The 15,705-nt window shown below is 63.1% G+C and carries 15 protein-coding genes; 1 reads left to right on the forward strand and 14 read right to left on the reverse strand.

Going from position 1 to position 15,705, the window contains the following annotated elements; genetic code table 11:
• Positions 1–162: 162 nt before the first annotated feature.
• The 14 genes from lipA to leuS form a co-directional block, all read right to left on the reverse strand.
• The gene (gene lipA / locus ACNPAA_RS18740; protein ID WP_010673754.1) at positions 163–1,128 is read right to left on the reverse strand and encodes a lipoyl synthase; all 966 of its coding nucleotides are present in this window, start codon (positions 1,126–1,128) and stop codon (positions 163–165) included.
• Positions 1,129–1,213: 85 nt separating this feature from the next.
• Positions 1,214–1,906: a lipoyl(octanoyl) transferase LipB gene (gene lipB, locus ACNPAA_RS18745; RefSeq protein ID WP_010673755.1), complete on the reverse strand. Its 693-nt coding sequence runs from the start codon at positions 1,904–1,906 to the stop codon at positions 1,214–1,216.
• Positions 1,907–1,999: 93 nt separating this feature from the next.
• Positions 2,000–2,263 carry a DUF493 family protein YbeD gene (ybeD, locus tag ACNPAA_RS18750; RefSeq protein ID WP_010673756.1) on the reverse strand — a complete coding sequence of 88 codons (264 nt, stop codon included), beginning with the start codon at positions 2,261–2,263 and terminating at the stop codon, positions 2,000–2,002.
• Positions 2,264–2,542: 279 nt separating this feature from the next.
• A complete protein-coding gene (locus ACNPAA_RS18755; RefSeq protein ID WP_010673757.1) occupies positions 2,543–3,772 on the reverse strand; it encodes a D-alanyl-D-alanine carboxypeptidase family protein in 1,230 nt (409 codons plus the stop codon).
• Between the two features lie 165 nt (positions 3,773–3,937).
• Positions 3,938–4,861 carry a septal ring lytic transglycosylase RlpA family protein gene (locus ACNPAA_RS18760; protein WP_201872382.1) on the reverse strand — a complete coding sequence of 308 codons (924 nt, stop codon included), beginning with the start codon at positions 4,859–4,861 and terminating at the stop codon, positions 3,938–3,940.
• The gene (gene mltB / locus ACNPAA_RS18765) at positions 4,803–5,801 is read right to left on the reverse strand and encodes a lytic murein transglycosylase B (RefSeq protein WP_010673759.1); all 999 of its coding nucleotides are present in this window, start codon (positions 5,799–5,801) and stop codon (positions 4,803–4,805) included. Before mltB ends, ACNPAA_RS18760 begins: the two co-directional genes overlap by 59 nt.
• Positions 5,801–6,904 carry a rod shape-determining protein RodA gene (gene rodA / locus ACNPAA_RS18770; protein ID WP_010673760.1) on the reverse strand — a complete coding sequence of 368 codons (1,104 nt, stop codon included), beginning with the start codon at positions 6,902–6,904 and terminating at the stop codon, positions 5,801–5,803. Before rodA ends, mltB begins: the two co-directional genes overlap by 1 nt.
• Entirely contained in the window at positions 6,901–8,814 is a 1,914-nt protein-coding gene (mrdA, locus tag ACNPAA_RS18775) for a penicillin-binding protein 2 (protein WP_010673761.1), read from the reverse strand. Before mrdA ends, rodA begins: the two co-directional genes overlap by 4 nt.
• 64 nt (positions 8,815–8,878) lie before the next feature.
• Entirely contained in the window at positions 8,879–9,346 is a 468-nt protein-coding gene (rlmH, locus tag ACNPAA_RS18780; RefSeq protein WP_005298242.1) for a 23S rRNA (pseudouridine(1915)-N(3))-methyltransferase RlmH, read from the reverse strand.
• A gap of 21 nt (positions 9,347–9,367) precedes the next feature.
• The gene (rsfS, locus tag ACNPAA_RS18785; RefSeq protein WP_010673762.1) at positions 9,368–9,709 is read right to left on the reverse strand and encodes a ribosome silencing factor; all 342 of its coding nucleotides are present in this window, start codon (positions 9,707–9,709) and stop codon (positions 9,368–9,370) included.
• A 212-nt stretch (positions 9,710–9,921) separates the two neighbouring features.
• Positions 9,922–10,575 (reverse strand): nicotinate-nucleotide adenylyltransferase, encoded by a 654-nt coding sequence (gene nadD, locus ACNPAA_RS18790; RefSeq protein ID WP_417891946.1) that lies wholly within the window; start codon positions 10,573–10,575, stop codon positions 9,922–9,924.
• Positions 10,569–11,603, reverse strand: coding sequence for a DNA polymerase III subunit delta (gene holA, locus ACNPAA_RS18795; protein ID WP_010673764.1), 1,035 nt, complete (start codon positions 11,601–11,603; stop codon positions 10,569–10,571). Before holA ends, nadD begins: the two co-directional genes overlap by 7 nt.
• A 27-nt stretch (positions 11,604–11,630) precedes the next feature.
• A complete protein-coding gene (gene lptE / locus ACNPAA_RS18800; RefSeq protein WP_010673765.1) occupies positions 11,631–12,113 on the reverse strand; it encodes an LPS assembly lipoprotein LptE in 483 nt (160 codons plus the stop codon).
• Between the two features lie 112 nt (positions 12,114–12,225).
• Positions 12,226–14,802, reverse strand: a complete 2,577-nt coding sequence (gene leuS / locus ACNPAA_RS18805; protein ID WP_417891947.1) for a leucine--tRNA ligase — start codon at positions 14,800–14,802, stop codon at positions 12,226–12,228.
• 242 nt (positions 14,803–15,044) lie between these two features.
• Between leuS and ACNPAA_RS18810 the strand changes: the two genes are divergently transcribed.
• Positions 15,045–15,533 carry a zinc ribbon-containing protein gene (locus tag ACNPAA_RS18810; RefSeq protein WP_029314098.1) on the forward strand — a complete coding sequence of 163 codons (489 nt, stop codon included), beginning with the start codon at positions 15,045–15,047 and terminating at the stop codon, positions 15,531–15,533.
• Positions 15,534–15,705: the final 172 nt, after the last annotated feature.

Consider the following 15,705-nt stretch of genomic DNA (forward strand, 5'->3'; position numbering starts at 1 on the left):
TTCAAGTTACCCGCCCGCCGAGAACGAAGTTACCCAAGGTGCATCAAAGCCAAACCACAGAAGTATGCGACGAGAAAACCTAGTAAAAACAATGCCAGTCAGGCTTAACTGACTGGCATTACGCCCAGAGGCGCTCTTTTTTCTGCCAGCAGGAAAAGAGGCTTATTTGACCTCTTCCCCCTTGGCTTGCAGGTCTGCGTGGTAGGAGGAACGCACGAAGGGACCGCAGGCGGCGTGGCTGAAGCCGAGATCCATGGCCACATCCTTGAGTTCGTCGAACTCTGCGGGCGGCACATAACGCTTCACCGGCAGGTGGTGGCGGCTCGGTTGCAGGTACTGGCCCAGGGTCAGCATGTTGACGCCGTGCTCGCGCAAGTCCTTGAGTACCTGCACGATCTCTTCGTTGGTTTCGCCCAGACCCATCATGACGCCGGACTTGGTCGGCACGTGGGGGTGCATCTCCTTGATGCGGCGCAGCAGCTCCAGCGACCACTTGTAGTCGGCACCCGGCCGGGCGACCCGGTACATGCGCGGGGCGGTTTCCAGGTTGTGGTTGAACACGTCAGGCGGGGTCTCGCGGAACACCTCCAGCGCCTGCTCCATCCGGCCACGGAAGTCCGGGGTCAGGATCTCGATGCGGGTCTGCGGGCTGTGCTCGCGGATCTGCTTGATGCAGTCGGCGAAGTGCTGGGCACCGCCGTCCCGCAGATCGTCGCGGTCCACCGAGGTGATCACCACGTATTTGAGCCCCATCTCCTTGATGGTCAGCGCCAGCTTCTTCGGCTCCTCCGGATCCAGCGGCAACGGACGGCCGTGGGCCACGTCGCAGAAGGGGCAGCGGCGGGTACAGATGGCGCCCATGATCATGAAGGTCGCGGTGCCGTGGTTGAAGCACTCCGCCAGGTTGGGGCAGGAAGCCTCTTCACACACAGAGTGCAGCTTGTTTTTGCGCAGGGTGCTCTTGATGTGCTCGATCTTCTGGCTCGACGGCGGCAGCTTGATCCGCATCCACTCCGGCTTGCGCAGCACTTCCTCGTTGGGATCCGGCATGAATTTCACCGGGATCAGGGCCATCTTGTCGCCATCGCGCAGCTTGACGCCCGGCTCCATACGAACGGGTTTGCTCATGATTCACTCTCGGTGTTTGTTATTGTCTGGTTGACGGTCACCAGAGGCCTTGCGGCTCCCTCGTGACCACGGGGCATGGGGTTGCTCATGCCGCCTCTTCGGTATTCGTGATCTCTTGGTAGCCAATCAGGCGGGCCAGCTCCGTCACCAGCAGGGACTGTGCCTCGGCGACGCTCTGTGGGCCGCCCAGGGCGCTGGTCTGGGTCATGGCCATGCCCGCATAGCCGCACGGATTGATGCGCAGGAAGGGAGTCATGTCCATGTTGACGTTGAGGGCCAACCCGTGGAACGAGCACCCCTTGCGAATGCGCAAGCCCAGGGACGCCAGCTTGGCCTCCATACCCAGATCGCTCTTCACGTAGACGCCCGGGGCATCGGCCTTGGCGTAGGCCTCAATATTGCTTTTGGCGAGCGTGTTGATGATGGCGGTTTCGAGGCAGGTCACCAGCTCCCGTACCGAGAGCTTGCTGCGGCGCACATCCACCAGCACGTAGAGCACCAGCTGGCCCGGGCCGTGATAGGTCACCTGGCCACCGCGATCACTCTGCACCACCGGGATGTTGCCGGGGGCGAGCAGGTGTTCGGCCTTGCCGGCCTGACCCTGGGTGTAGACGGGGTCATGCTCCACCACCCAGAACTCGTCCGGGGTGTCGGGGGTGCGATTGTCGGTGAACGCCTTCATGGCGTCCCACACCGGCTGGTAGGGGCGACGGCCCAGCTGTCTGACGAGCAGTTGGCCGGCTGACGGTTGTGGCTCGGCGGGCGTTTCGAGTGACATCTTTCCTCACTGGCGGCGCGGTGTCGGTACGGTCGCCGCTGCGACCGGGCGGCAAATAATCAGTCGCCCCGGTGGCGGGGCGAGAGAGGCAACTTACAGGACGTAACGAACCAGCTCGATCTTGCCAAGGGCGGTATACATGGCCTCGATGTGTTCCTTGCTCTGGGCGGTGACCGTCACCCGTACCGAGTGATAGTTGCCCTTGGAGCTAGGTTGAACGGTCGGGCTGTAGGTGCCGGGAGCATGTTGCTGCAGCACTTCCACCACCATGTCGGGCAGGGCGGGATCGGCCACGCCAAGCACCTTGAACGGGAACTTGCAGGGGAACTCCAGCAGTTCATCAAACTTGGTATTCATCTACTTCACCTTTCTGGGTCGCCGGGACGCGACGTCATCTTTACGTCTTTGAGGGCCGCCGAAACGGTCCCCTCATCTGCCCCCAGGGGACAGTTCCCAGTCTATATGGGCATGAGCCGCCTCGGGATCAAGACCCGGCGGTGCGGCAAGACGTGGAAATGCTGCTTTTTACCACAAATCGTCAGTCGGCGGAACCTGCAGATTACAGGGTTATTGACTGGACAGACCGCAAAAGACAGGAGCGGCGCCTGTTGGCGCCGCTGCTTGAGGAAGGGTCTGTTACTTGAACCAGCTGGAGACCAGCATCACCAGGTAATCCCACAGGCGGCTCATCAGGCCACCTTCCTGCACCTCTTCCAGGGCAACCAGGGGAACCTGCTTGATCTCCTTGTCCCCTTGCTTGAGGTACACGGTGCCGACGCGCTGGCCCTTGGCCAGGGGCGCCTTCAGCTCGCTCTCCAGCTGGAAGTCCGCCTTGAGGTTGTTGCCCTGGCCACGGGTGACCAGCACGGAGACGTCCTTGTCGACCCCCAGCTTCACTTCCGGCTTGTCGCCCATCCAGATCTTCTGGGTGACCAGTTCGGTGCCCGCCTTGTAGGGGGTCAGGCTCTGGAAGAAGCGGAAGCCGTAGGTGAGCAGCTTCTTGCTCTCGGCAGCGCGGGAGGCCTCGCTGTTGGCCCCCATGACCACGGCGATCAGGCGCATGCCTTCGTTGTTGGTGGCGGAAGAGACCAGGTTGTAGCCGACCTGGCTGACGTGACCTGTCTTGATGCCGTCAACCTGCAGGGATTGGTCCCACAGCAGGCGGTTGCGGTTGTGCTGGGTGATGCCGTTGAACACGAAGGACTTCTGGGAGTAGATCTTGTACTCCTCCGGCTGATCGTGGATCAGGGCCTGACCCAGGCGGGCCATGTCGCGGGCGGTACTGTAGTGGCCCTCTTCATCCAGGCCGTGGGGGTTCTTGAACTGGGAGTCCTTCATGCCGAGCTTGGCGGCCCAGGCGTTCATCAGGCTGGCGAAGGAGTCGGTGCTGCCTGCCAGGTGCTCGGCCATGGCGACGCAGGCGTCGTTGCCGGACTGGATGATGATGCCCTTGTTGAGATCATCGACGGAGACCTGCTTGCCCACCTCGATGAACATCTTGGAGGAGTCGGAGTAGTTCTTGGACCAGGCGTTCTGGCTGATGGTCACCATGTCGGTGCCCTTGATGTTCCCTTTGTGCAGCTCGTCGCCGACGATGTAGGAGGTCATCATCTTGGTCAGGCTGGCGGGGGGCAGACGCTCGTCGGCGTTCTGCTCGGCCAGCACCTGGCCCGAGAAGTAGTCGATCAGGATGTGGGCCTTGGCGGAGATCTCGGGCGCGGCAGGCACCACCATGGGGGCGCTGTTCAAAGTGGGGACCGGCTGGGCACTCGGCAGGGCCGAATCCGGGGTCGGAACAGGCTGGTTGGCCTGAGCGGTGGCGCTTAACAGGGAGGCCAGAATAACGGAGCGGGCAAATTTGGACATCTTGAAATTCCTGGTGCCTGGATGGGATGTACCCAAGTTGAAAAAAAGCGGGCCCCACTATACCAGATGTGCGTGTCGGTCATAGTCCGAGATGCGACCTGGACGGGATTTTATGGGATGGTCCCCGACCTCGCGTCGTATCCCGGCGCGAGGTCGGGGCGGGTATCAGGGCACGATGAAGGCCTGCTCCAACCCACCCTGGCGGATCTGCTCGAGCAGGGGGGCCTGCTTGTCGCTGGCCACGGGTCCGAGCAGGACGCGGAAGACGGCGCCATGTGCCACCACCTGGTACGGCACGCCATAGCGCTGGGTCATCACGTTGCCCATGGCCTCGGCCCGCGCCTGCGAGCCGCTGGCGAGCACCTGGATCATCTTGCCCTGGGTCGCACCGGCCTTGGGGGGGGAGACGGTGGTGGTTGCCGTGGCGGCAGGAGCAGGCGCGGCCTTGGCCGGTGCCGTGGGGGCCGGCGTCTCGTTCGCGAAGGAATTGGCTGCTGGCGCCGCAGGCTCCATGGGCGTCATCGGGGTCATGGGCACCATCTCTACCATCTGATCGGGCTGATCGGTGATGAGTTCGAGGCGCACCCGGGCCTCACCCCCTTCCACCATCTCCAGCTGCGCGGCGGCGGCGTGGGAGAGATCGATGAGGCGATCGCTGCCGAAGGGGCCGCGATCATTGACGCGAACTATGGTCTCCAGACCGTTGTCCAGATTGGTGACCCGCACGTAGCTTGGCAGGGGCAGGTTGCGGTGGGCGGCGCTGAACAGGGTGCTGTCCTGCACGTCACCGTTGGCAGTCTTGTTGCCGTCCAGATCCCGGGAGAGCCAACTGGCAGTGCCTTCCTCGCTGTAGTGCTTGACGTCGCGCCACACCTCAAACTTCTGCTTGCCGATCCAGTAGTCCCGGTTGCCGCTCTCGCTCATGGGTTCGGGGCGGGGAATGGCGCCGGTCGCCTGGGGAATCTCGATGACCTGGGGCTTCTCCTGGGGGATGGGCTCTGGCGGCAGCGGCTGGGGCTCGGGTTGGCTGCTACAGGCGGCCAGCAACAAGGTCAGGCTGAGGGGAAGAAGTTTGTGGCTGTAATGCATAAGCGTCCTGGATTGCTTGACTGAGTTGATGCACCGCCATCGCATAGAGAGGGCTGCGATTGTAGCGGGTGATCACGTAAAAATTGTGGCGCGCGACCCAGTATTCCGGTCCTTCGGCCTGCTCCATCGCCAGCAGTTTTACCGGCGTCTCGGGTGACGGCGGTGTGGCGACTTCTATGCCCGCAGCGGCCAGCTCTGCCCAGCGGTGTCTTAGCTCGGGCTCGGGTGCAAGCAGGGTACCTACTGGCGCCAATCCGATCAAGGCGGGCTCCACCACCGGCTCGCCCCAGCGCCAGTGGTGCAGGGCGAAGTAGTTGGCCACGCTGCCGATGGCATCTGCCGGGTTGGCGAAGAGATCCCGCTTGCCGTCTCCGTCGAAGTCGACCGCGTAGTGGCGGTAGCTGGAGGGCATGAACTGGCCCATGCCCATGGCGCCGGCATAGGAGCCCTTGAGATTGGTGAGCGGCCACTTCTCTTCCCGGGCAAGCAGCACCAGCTGGGCAAACTCCTTGGCGAAGAAATCCGCCCGTTCTGGGTAGTGGAATCCCAGGGTGTAAAGGCTGTCGAGCACCGGATGGCGGCCCATCTGTCGACCGTAAAAGGTCTCGATGCCGATGATGGCGACGATGAGGGAGGCGGGGACCTGGTAGGTCTGCTCGGCCCGTGCCAGGGTGGCGGCATGGCGCTGCCAGAATCCCACTCCGTCCCGGATGCGCTCCGGGGTGACGAACAGCGGCCTGTAGCGGTGCCAGGGCTTGGCTTCCCAGGGGCGGCGGATGGTGTCCAGTACCTCCTGGCGCAGGCTGGCCTGGGCGGCGGCGGCCTGCAACTCTGCCAGCGGCACCTGCTGCTGCTCGGCCAGCAGGCTGAGCCGGGCCGGCGAGACGGCAGCACCCGCCGTCAGGGTGCACAGAGATAGAGCCAGCCAGCCGAGCCGCATCAGGCGAGCAGCCGCCTGTGGGTCTGGATGGACATCAGAACGCCGAAGCCCGCCATCAGGGTCACCATGGAGGTGCCGCCGTAGCTCACCAGTGGCAGGGGAACTCCTACCACTGGCAGGATGCCGCTTACCATGCCCATGTTGACGAACACATAGACGAAGAAGGTCAGGGTCAGGGCGCCCCCCAGCAGGCGTTCGAAGCTGTTCTGGGCCTGCATGGAGATAAACAGGCAGCGGCTGATGATGTAGAGGTAGATGACCAGCAAGAGGGCCACTCCCACCAGACCGAACTCCTCGCTGAAGACGGCGAAGATGAAGTCGGTGTGGCGCTCTGGCAGGAATTCGAGCTGGGACTGGGTACCTTGCAGCCACCCCTTGCCGAACACGCCGCCGGAGCCGATCGCAATCTTGGACTGGATGATGTGATAGCCGCGACCGAGCGGGTCCTTCTCCGGGTCCAGCAGCATCAGCACCCGCTGGCGCTGGTAGTCGTGCATCAGGAAGAACCAGAGTACCGGCATGAAGGCGCAGATGAGCAAGACCGCGAGCCCGATGAGCCACCAGCTGATCCCCGCCAGGAAGATGACGAAGAAGCCGGAAGCGGCCACCAGGATGGAGGTGCCGAGATCGGGTTGGGCCGCGATCAGCAGGGTGGGCAGCAGCACCATCACCAGGGCGATCATCACATGGCTGAACTTTGGCGGCAGGGAGTGCCGGCTGAGCCAGGCGGCCACCATGATGGGCATGGAGAGTTTCATCACCTCGGAGGGCTGGAACTTCATGAAGCCGAGATCGAGCCAGCGCTGGGCCCCCTTTCCGATATGGCCGAACACGTCCACCGCGATGAGCAGCAGCACCACCACCGCAAACAGGGGCACCGACCAGCGGGCATAGAGGGAGGGCGGCAGCTGGGCCATGCCGATCATCAGACCGAAGGCCAGGGCGCCGCGCACCAGCTGGCGCACGATGGAGTCGAGATCCTGGCCCGAGGCGGAGTAGAGCACCACCATGGAGAGGGCCATCAGGGTCAGCAGGCCGAGCAGCAGCGGCAGGTCGATGTGCAGCTTGTACCAGATGCTCTGCTGGCGGGCAGAATTACTCATTGGGAAACGACCTCACTCGGTTGGGACGGCTTTTCCGGTGCCGGTGGCAACTGGGGTTCCGGCGGCAGCAGATAGGCATCCAGCATGTGGCGGGCGACCGGTGCCGCCATGGCGCTGCCGCCCCCGGCGTTCTCCAGCACCAGGGCGACCACCGCCTTGGGTGCCTCGAAGGGAGCGAAGGCGACGAACAGGGCGTTGTCGCGGTGCTCCACCTTGGTGGTGGCCGCGTTGTAGACCTGGTTCTCTTTCAGGCCCACCACCTGGGCGGTGCCAGACTTGCCCGCCGCCTTGTAGGGGGTATTGGCGAAGGCGCGGCGCCCCGTCCCTTCGTGGCCGTTGATGACGCGCCACATGCCGTCCTTGGCCACCTGCCAGTAGGTATCGCTCTTGGCGGCGATGGCCACGTTCGGGTTGATGGGGGCGTTGACCACGCCATCGGAGGAGGCTGTGCTCTTGAGCAGGTGCGGCGTCACGTCGTGACCGTTCTGGGTCAGGATGCTGATGGCCTTGGCGAGCTGGATCGGGGTGGCGCTCCAGTAGCCCTGGCCGATGCCGATGGAGATGGTGTCCCCCTGGTACCAGGGTTGACGCCAGCGGGCCATCTTCCAGTCCCGGGAGGGCATGACGCCCCGGGTCTCTTCATAGAGGTCCACGCCGCTGTACTGGCCGAAGCCGAACTTGGTCATGTAGCTGTTGATCTTGTCGATGCCGACCCGGTAGGCGAGATCGTAGAAATAGGTATCCGCCGAGACCTCGATGGCGCGATAGACGTCGAGCCAGCCGTGGCCCCAGCGGCGCCAGTCCCGGAACTTCTTGGTGGTGCCCGGGATGGAGAAGCTGGGCCCGCCGAAGTAGCGGTAATTGGGGGTGATCGCCCCCTCATTGAGCCCCATCACCGCCATCATGGGCTTGACGGTGGAGGCGGGGGCATAGATGCCCTGGGTGGTGCGGTTGACCAGCGGCCGGGCGGGATCGTTGAGCAGCGCCGAGTAGTTGGCGCTGGAGATGCCGGTCACGAACAGGTTGGGGTCGTAGCTCGGGCTCGACTCCATGGCCAGGATGGCGCCGGTGTTGGGCTCCATCATCACGATGGCGCCCCGGCGGCCGGCCAGCAGCTCCTGGGCTTTCAACTGCAGGCGGATGTCGATGTTGAGGTAGATGTCCTTGCCGGGCTCGGGGGGCTGGAATTTCAGGGTGCGCACCACCCGGCCGCGGTTGTTCACCTCGACCTCCTGATAACCCGCCACGCCGTGCAGCTGATCCTCGTAGTACTTCTCTACCCCCTGTTTGCCGATGTCCTTGGTGGCGGCATAGTTGGCGAGCTTCTCCTCCTTCTCGAGGCGCTCCACGTCACGGGTGTTGATCTTGGCCACGTAGCCCAGGGCATGGGTCAGGGTATCGCCGAACGGGTAGTAGCGCTTGAGGTAGGCCTCGATGCTGGCCCCCGGGTAGTTGTGCTGGTTGACCGAGAAGAGGGCGACCTGGTATTCGGTCAGCTTCTCGAACAGGGGCACGGGCTTGAAGCGGCGCTGACGCTTGACCTCGGCCAGGAACTTCTCCTTGGTCCCCTCCGGCAGGGCCAGCAGGGTGATGAGGTCGTCCGCGGTCTTCTCCAGGTTCTCGGTCTCTTCGGGCACGATCTCCAGGCTGTAGACAGGGCGGTTTTCCGCCAGCAGGACACCGTTGGCGTCGTAGATGAGGCCACGGGGCGGCGCCACCGGTACCACACGGATGCGGTTGTCGTTGGATCGGGTCTGATAAGTTTCGTAAGACTCTACTTGCAGGTAGTAGAGGTTAGCCAGCAGCACCAGCATGAGGGTGACCATGCCGATGTAGGCGACCAGGGTGCGCCGGAAGAACAGACGTCCCTCGGCACTGTGATCGCGCATTTCAATGCGATTCTTCAGCATGCCGTTACCTTGTGGCTGACGTGCGGGTGAGAGAGGAGAAATGCATGCTCAGGGTCGGCATGGGTCACTCTCTGTGATAAGGGTGATTGGTGGTGATGCTCCAGGCGCGATAGAGGCTCTCGGCCACCAGTACCCGCACCAAGGGATGGGGCAGGGTCAGGGGCGAGAGAGACCAGCTCTGCTCCGCGGCAGCCTTGCACTCGGGGGAGAGCCCCTCCGGGCCACCCACCAGCAGCGCCACATCCCGGCCATCCAGCTTCCAGGCTTCCAGTTGCACGGCGAGCTGCTCCGTGGTCCAGGGCTTGCCCGGAATGTCCAGGGTCACGATACGGGAGCGGCCGGCGGCGGCCAGCATGGCTTCCCCTTCCTTTTGCAGGATGCGGGGAATGTCGGCATTCTTGCCGCGCTTGCCTGCGCCGATCTCGACCAGCTCGAACGGCATGTCTTTGGGGAAGCGGCGACGGTACTCTTCGAAGCCATGCTCTACCCAGGCAGGCATCTTGGTGCCCACGGCAATCAACTGGATCTTCATCTTTGGTTACGCTGTCGCCCTTTATTGCGAATTGACCTGGGCGGCGCCGCTCCAGAGTTTTTCCAGCTGGTAGAAGTCGCGGTACTCATCCTGCATCACGTGGACGATGACCGACCCCATGTCCACCAGCACCCACTCACCGGTGAGTTCCCCTTCCACGCTCAGCAGGTCGAGCCCCGCATGACGGGCCTCGCTGGCGAGGTTGTGGGCGATGGCACTGACGTGACGATTGGAGTTGCCGGAGCAGATGATCATGGTGTCCGTGATGCTGGATTTGCCGCGCACATCGAGGGTGATGATGTCGCGGCCTTTCATGTCATCGATCTTGTCGACGATAAAGGCGAGCAATTCTTGGCCTTGCAATGTCTTCTCCTATCTTCCGGCGCCAGAGGGCGGCGGATTATATCATGGTCACTCCCGTTTCCCAGCCTGGCAAAGGGAGCATCGCCCGGGGAGGCGTCCCGTGGGGGAGGGGCCCCTTGACGATCACTATAGTGTGCAACCCGGCCTGGCAATAGTCAGGGCCGGGCCCGGTGCGCCCGGACGTGTCGGCTGATCCGCCTGCGTGGCGCCGTTTACTGCGTTGCCGATGAGCGGTAGAGCCCGTGGCGCCGGATATAGTCGGCGACCGGGTTGGGCAGCAGGTATTTGGGATCCTGGCCTGCCGCGAGCAGGGCACGCAGGCGTGTGGCCGACAGCTCGACGGGCAGGTTGTCACAAAGCCAGACATGACCGTGGCGCTGGCGATGGAGATCCTGAATGTCCCGGGTCTGGTGGCGGGCCAGCAGCGCGGCAACCTGGACGGAATAATCCGGTTGCCAGCCTGGGCGGCAGCTCACCACCAGATGGGCGTAATCGAGCAGCTCCTGCCAGCGGTGCCAGCCCGGCAGGCCGAGCAGGGAATCCATCCCCATCAAAAAGCAGAGCGGGGTGTCCGGCAGCTCGCTCCTCAACTCGACAAGGGTGTCGATAGTCCAGGAGGGGGTGTCGCGCCTGAGCTCCCGCTCATCCACCACGAATCCCGGGTTGTCCGCCGCAGCGAGCCGGACCATGGCGAGCCGCTGCTCGCTGGAGCAGAGCGGATTGGCCCGGTGGGGCGGGATATGGTTCGGGAGCAGGCGCACCTCGGCCAGACCCAGGGCGTCCCGTGCCTCGATGGCGGGCCTCAGGTGGCCGATGTGAATGGGATCGAAGGTGCCGCCGAGGATCCCGATGGGCGGTGTCAGCATGATTCCGTCTCCAGCAGGGGGAGCGGGGTACCGTCACGAAAGCCGAGGGCGATGGTTTGCAGCATCAGCCAGGCCTGTTCGGTGTCGAAATGGCGCTGGGCATGGTCCAGCTGGGCCATCAGTTGCCAGAGTTGCCGGATCTTGGGGAAGGGAAGCCGGGTCAGCGCCTGCTGGATGAGCTGCTGGCGGCTCTGCCAGATGCGCAGGCGGCTGAAATGCTCCACCAGGGGCTGTCCGGCGCGGGCGGCCAGCGCCAGCTCGGTGAGCTGCTCCAGCTCGCGGCACAGGGTCCAGGCCAGCATGCCGGGTTCGGTGCCCTCGGCGCGCAGGGCCAGCAGGATGCGCTGGGCCCGGTTCACCTTTCCTTCCAGCAGGGTATCGACGAGCTGGAAGGGAGTGAAGTGGGCGTGGCGGATGATGGTCTCCTGCAGATAGGCGACGCTGATGGGCTGGGGCGGCGAGAGCAGGGTCAGCTTCTCGATCTCCTGGCTCGCGGCCAGCAGGTTGCCCTCGTAGGCGTGGCACATGAAGTTGACCGCATCCGGCAGTGCCTTGAGGCCGAAGCGCTGAAAGCGGGCGCTCATCCAGCGCGGGAAGAAGCGGGGCTCGGGGTGGTTGACCGGTACATAGGTGCCGCTCTGGCTCAGCTTGTCGAACCAGGCCGCCTTCATCTGGGTCTGGTTGAGGCGGGGGCCCGAGAGCACCAGCAGCAGGTCGGGGTGGAGCTGCTTGCCAATGTCGCTGATGCGGGCGGCGAGATCCTTGTCGATCTTGGCGGGCAGCTCCAGCTCGATGATCTGGCGGGCCGAGAACAGGCTCATGGCCTGGCAGGCATCGTAGACCTGGTTCCAGTCCAGCCCCTGTTCCACCACGAAGCTGTGGCGTTCATCGAAGCCCTGTTTGCGTGCCACCTGGCGCACGGCGTCGACGGCTTCCAGCTTGAGCAGGGGCTCGTCCCCAAAAATGAGATAGCAGGGCTTGAGCCCTGCCTTGAGATGATCCGCAAACTGCTCGGGATAGACTCTCATCAACACCCTCTCATCAAGATACGCGCATCAGAACTTGACCTGACTGAGCTGGCGAATAACCAGGTTGGCGGCCTGCTCCTGCATCTCCTTGCCGAGCTGTTCCTGCTCGCGGGAGGAGGCGAGTGCCGCATCCGGCTTGTTCAGGAAGCTGCGGTTGAAGGTGATGGGGAAGACCTGGGTCGGTTTGCCCGGCATGACCACGGTGAACTGGGTGCTGTAACTGAGCAGGTATTCGCGGTCCTGGCCGATGGAGTCGACGGAGGCGACCTGGCTGCGGCTACGTACCCCGGCCAGGGTCAGCACCGGGATGCCCTCCTTGTCGGCGAGCTGCACGCCAGCGGCCTTGAGGCGGGTGGTGACCAGTCGGTAGAAGTCGCTCTTGTTGTCACCGACCACTTTCATGGTCATCAGTTCGGGGGGAATGGCGGTGCCCCGCATCTGAAAACCGCAGGCCTGCAGCAACAGTCCTGCCAGCACGATGGCCATCCAGCGCGTGAAGATGGTGCCCATAAAAAATCCTCTTTGCATGAAGGGAAGAGCGGCGGGCGCAGGGCCCGCCGTCATCATCCGTGTGTCGTCAGCCCCTGGCCCAGACCGTCGGCCGCCGCCAGGGGAGGCGTCATCAGTTGGCCACGATGTTGAGCAGTTTGCCCGGCACGTACACGACTTTGCGCACGGTCAGACCGTCGGTGAACTTCTGTACGGACGCATCGGCCATGGCCAGCTTCTCGACGTCGGCCTGGCTTATCTCGGCCGGCACGGTCAGCTTGCCGCGCATCTTGCCGTTGATCTGCACCACCACCAGCTTCTCGGTCTCGACCATGGCCGCTTCGTCGGCCACCGGCCAGGCCGCGACATCGATGTCCCCTTCCTTGCCCAGCATCTTCCACAGCTCGAAGCCGATGTGCGGGGTGATGGGGTAGAGCATGACCACGACCGCTTCCAGCGCTTCCTGCATCAGGGCGCGATCCTGAGCGTCGCTGCCCAGTTTTGCCAGGTTGTTCATCAGCTCCATGATGGCAGCGATGGCGGTGTTGAAAGTCTGACGGCGACCCACGTCGTCGCTCACCTTGGCGATGGTCTTGTGCAGCTCGCGGCGCACGGCTTTCTGGTCGCTGGTGAGGGCGGCGACGTCCAGTGCGGCAACGGCGCCACCGGATACGTGCTCGAAGGTGATGCGCCACAGGCGACGCAGGAAGCGCTGGGCACCCTCTACGCCGGAGTCGGACCACTCCAGGGTCATCTCGGCCGGGGAGGCAAACATCATGAACAGACGGACGGTATCGGCGCCGTAACGCTCCACCATCAACTGCGGGTCGATGCCGTTGTTCTTGGACTTGGACATCTTGGTCATGCCGGAGTGGATCACTTCACGACCCTCAAGGTCGACCGCCTTGGTGATGCGGCCCTTGTCGTCACGTTCCACCTTGACGTCGAGGGGGCTGACCCAGACGTTGCCGCCCTTCTCATCCTTGTAGTAGAAGGCGTCGGCCAGCACCATGCCCTGGCAGAGCAGGCGCTTGAACGGCTCGTCGCTGTTCACGAGGCCCGCATCACGCAGCAGCTTGTGGAAGAAGCGGGCGTAGAGCAGGTGCATACAGGCGTGCTCGATGCCGCCGATGTATTGATCCACCGGCAGCCAGTGGTTGGCAGCCGCCGGATCCAGCATGCCCTTGTCGTAGTCCGGGGAGCAGTAGCGGGCGTAGTACCAGGAGGACTCCATGAAGGTGTCGAAGGTATCGGTCTCGCGGAACGCTTCCTGGCCGTTGTAGGTGGTCTTGGCCCACTCTGCGTCGGCCTTGATCGGGCTCTGGATGCCATCCATCACCACGTCTTCCGGCAGCAGTACCGGAAGCTGATCTTCCGGGGTCGGCACCACGGTACCGTCCGCCAGGGTCAGCATGGGGATGGGAGCGCCCCAGTAGCGCTGACGGGAGACACCCCAGTCGCGCAGACGGTAGTTGACGGTGCGCTTGCCCTTGCCGAGCCCTTCCAGCTTGTTGGCGATGGCATCGAAGGCACCCTGGAAGTCGAGGCCGTCGAACTCGCCGGAGTTGAACAGCACGCCCTTCTCGGTATAAGCCGCTTCGCTCACGTCGACGTCACCATCAACCGGCTTGATGACAGGCTTGATCTCGAGGCCGTACTTGGTGGCGAATTCGTGGTCACGCAGGTCGTGACCCGGTACCGCCATCACGGCGCCGGTGCCGTAGTTCATCAGCACGAAGTTGGCGACCCAGACGGGCACCTTGCGGCCATCCAGCGGGTGAATGGCGTAGAGGCCGGTTGCCATGCCCTTCTTCTCCATGGTGGCCAGTTCAGCTTCGGCTACCTTGGTGTTCTTGCACTCTTCGATGAAGGCGGCCAGCTCCGGATTGTTCTGGGCTGCTTGCAGCGCCAGCGGGTGACCGGCGGCGATGCCCACATAGGTCACACCCATGAAGTTGTCCGGACGGGTGGTGTAGACCTCGAGGTGCTCGGCCTGACCGTCGATATTGAAGCTGATGTTGACCCCTTCGGAGCGGCCAATCCAGTTGCGCTGCATGGTCTTGACCATCTCCGGCCAGCCTTCCAGATTGTCGATGTCGTTCAACAGCTCTTCGGCGTAGTCGGTGATCTTGATGAACCACTGAGGGATCTCTTTTTGTTCCACCGGGGTGTCACAGCGCCAGCAGCAGTTGTCCACTACCTGCTCGTTGGCCAGCACCGTCATGTCGTTCGGGCACCAGTTGACGGAAGAGGTCTTCTTGTAGACCAGGCCCTTTTCGTAGAGCTTGGTGAAGAACCACTGCTCCCAGCGGTAGTAGTCCGGCTTGCAGGTGGCCAGCTCCCGATCCCAGTCATAGCCCAGACCCAGCATCTTCAGCTGGTTCTTCATGTATTCGATGTTTTCGTAGGTCCAGGGGGCCGGCGCCGTGTTGTTCTTGATGGCGGCGTTTTCTGCCGGCAGGCCGAAGGCGTCCCAACCGATGGGTTGCAGCACGTTCTTGCCATTGAGCCGTTGATAACGGGAGATCACATCACCTATGGTGTAGTTGCGAACGTGCCCCATGTGTAGACGACCAGACGGATAGGGGAACATGGAGAGGCAGTAGAACTTTTCCTTGTCTACTTTCTCCACCGCCTTGAAGGTTTTCTTGGCATCCCAGTGCTTCTGCACTGCTGGTTCTATGGATTGGGGAACGTATTGCTCTTGCATTGGTGACATCCGGATCTGTGAAATGAATAGATAAAACGGCTGGGAAATCCCGATAGAATACCCATATCCTGCGGCGGCAACAACCGCCAGCATCCGCCCGGTCTCGGGCCAGGTCCGGTACCCGCGAGGATTTGCAGAGCCGCAAGAGTCGCAACGAAGTGAGAATGGCAACCGCCGCCCGTATCCGCCGAGCCCGAGGTCAGGGTCTGGCTCGATCGGGATTCAGCAGAGGAGTGATGGCCATGGACAAACGTCGACAAGGGTATGAAGCCTTTATCGCCCAGCTCAAGAAGCAGTGGGAAGAGACGGAAGCGTTTCAGGGAGAGCACCTCAACCGGATGATCGCCAAGGTGCAGGCCTATCTGGAGGCGGCCGGGGATCTGACCCAGGACGAGCTGGCGCTGATCGCCGAGTATGTGAAGCGGGATCTGGGCAACTATGACGAAGGGCGCAAGGATGAGCAGGTGGAGGAGTCCGCCTTCATGCTGGCGCTCAAGGACACCGCCTGGTCCTGGCTGGCGGACGTGACCGACCGTACCCAGGTGGAGTGGCAGGAGTTGGCGGACGAGCTGGAACACAAGGGGGTCTACCGGGCGGGGGACTGGGTGGGACTCGGGGTGCTGGTGTGCGATCACTGCGAGTGGCGCCATACCGTGCTGCACCCGGAGCAGCTTGACACCTGCCCGGAGTGTGGGGCCGATGAATATCATCGCGAGCCGCTGTCTCCTTGAGCCGCCAGACTGTGCCAAGCCATAAGCCAAACCATAAAAAGAGGCGCCCAAGGGCTAATGCCAGTCAGTTAAGCCTGACTGGCATTGTTTTTACTAGGTTTTCTCGTCGCATACTTCTGTGGTTTGGCTTTGATGCACCTTGGGTAACTTCGTTCTCGGCGGGCGGGTAACT

Origin of the sequence: Aeromonas sp. PS2Canimalfood6 (assembly GCF_048276795.1) — a bacterium.
Classification (GTDB): domain Bacteria; phylum Pseudomonadota; class Gammaproteobacteria; order Enterobacterales; family Aeromonadaceae; genus Aeromonas; species Aeromonas caviae.

Excerpts from the sequence above, each read along its gene's own strand:
- lptE (WP_010673765.1), bottom strand. The coding sequence starts at position 12,113 with ATGGGCACCATCTTCACGCGCTGGATGGCCATCGTGCTGGCAGGACTG.
- ybeD (WP_010673756.1), bottom strand. The coding sequence starts at position 2,263 with ATGAATACCAAGTTTGATGAACTGCTGGAGTTCCCCTGCAAGTTCCCG.
- rlmH (WP_005298242.1), bottom strand. The coding sequence starts at position 9,346 with ATGAAGATCCAGTTGATTGCCGTGGGCACCAAGATGCCTGCCTGGGTA.
- leuS (WP_417891947.1), bottom strand. The coding sequence starts at position 14,802 with ATGCAAGAGCAATACGTTCCCCAATCCATAGAACCAGCAGTGCAGAAG.
- mltB (WP_010673759.1), bottom strand. The coding sequence starts at position 5,801 with ATGCGGCTCGGCTGGCTGGCTCTATCTCTGTGCACCCTGACGGCGGGT.
- lipB (WP_010673755.1), bottom strand. The coding sequence starts at position 1,906 with ATGTCACTCGAAACGCCCGCCGAGCCACAACCGTCAGCCGGCCAACTG.
- nadD (WP_417891946.1), bottom strand. The coding sequence starts at position 10,575 with ATGCTGACACCGCCCATCGGGATCCTCGGCGGCACCTTCGATCCCATT.
- holA (WP_010673764.1), bottom strand. The coding sequence starts at position 11,603 with ATGAGAGTCTATCCCGAGCAGTTTGCGGATCATCTCAAGGCAGGGCTC.
- ACNPAA_RS18755 (WP_010673757.1), bottom strand. The coding sequence starts at position 3,772 with ATGTCCAAATTTGCCCGCTCCGTTATTCTGGCCTCCCTGTTAAGCGCC.
- lipA (WP_010673754.1), bottom strand. The coding sequence starts at position 1,128 with ATGAGCAAACCCGTTCGTATGGAGCCGGGCGTCAAGCTGCGCGATGGC.
- ACNPAA_RS18760 (WP_201872382.1), bottom strand. The coding sequence starts at position 4,861 with ATGCATTACAGCCACAAACTTCTTCCCCTCAGCCTGACCTTGTTGCTG.
- rodA (WP_010673760.1), bottom strand. The coding sequence starts at position 6,904 with ATGAGTAATTCTGCCCGCCAGCAGAGCATCTGGTACAAGCTGCACATC.
- ACNPAA_RS18810 (WP_029314098.1), top strand. The coding sequence starts at position 15,045 with ATGGACAAACGTCGACAAGGGTATGAAGCCTTTATCGCCCAGCTCAAG.
- mrdA (WP_010673761.1), bottom strand. The coding sequence starts at position 8,814 with ATGCTGAAGAATCGCATTGAAATGCGCGATCACAGTGCCGAGGGACGT.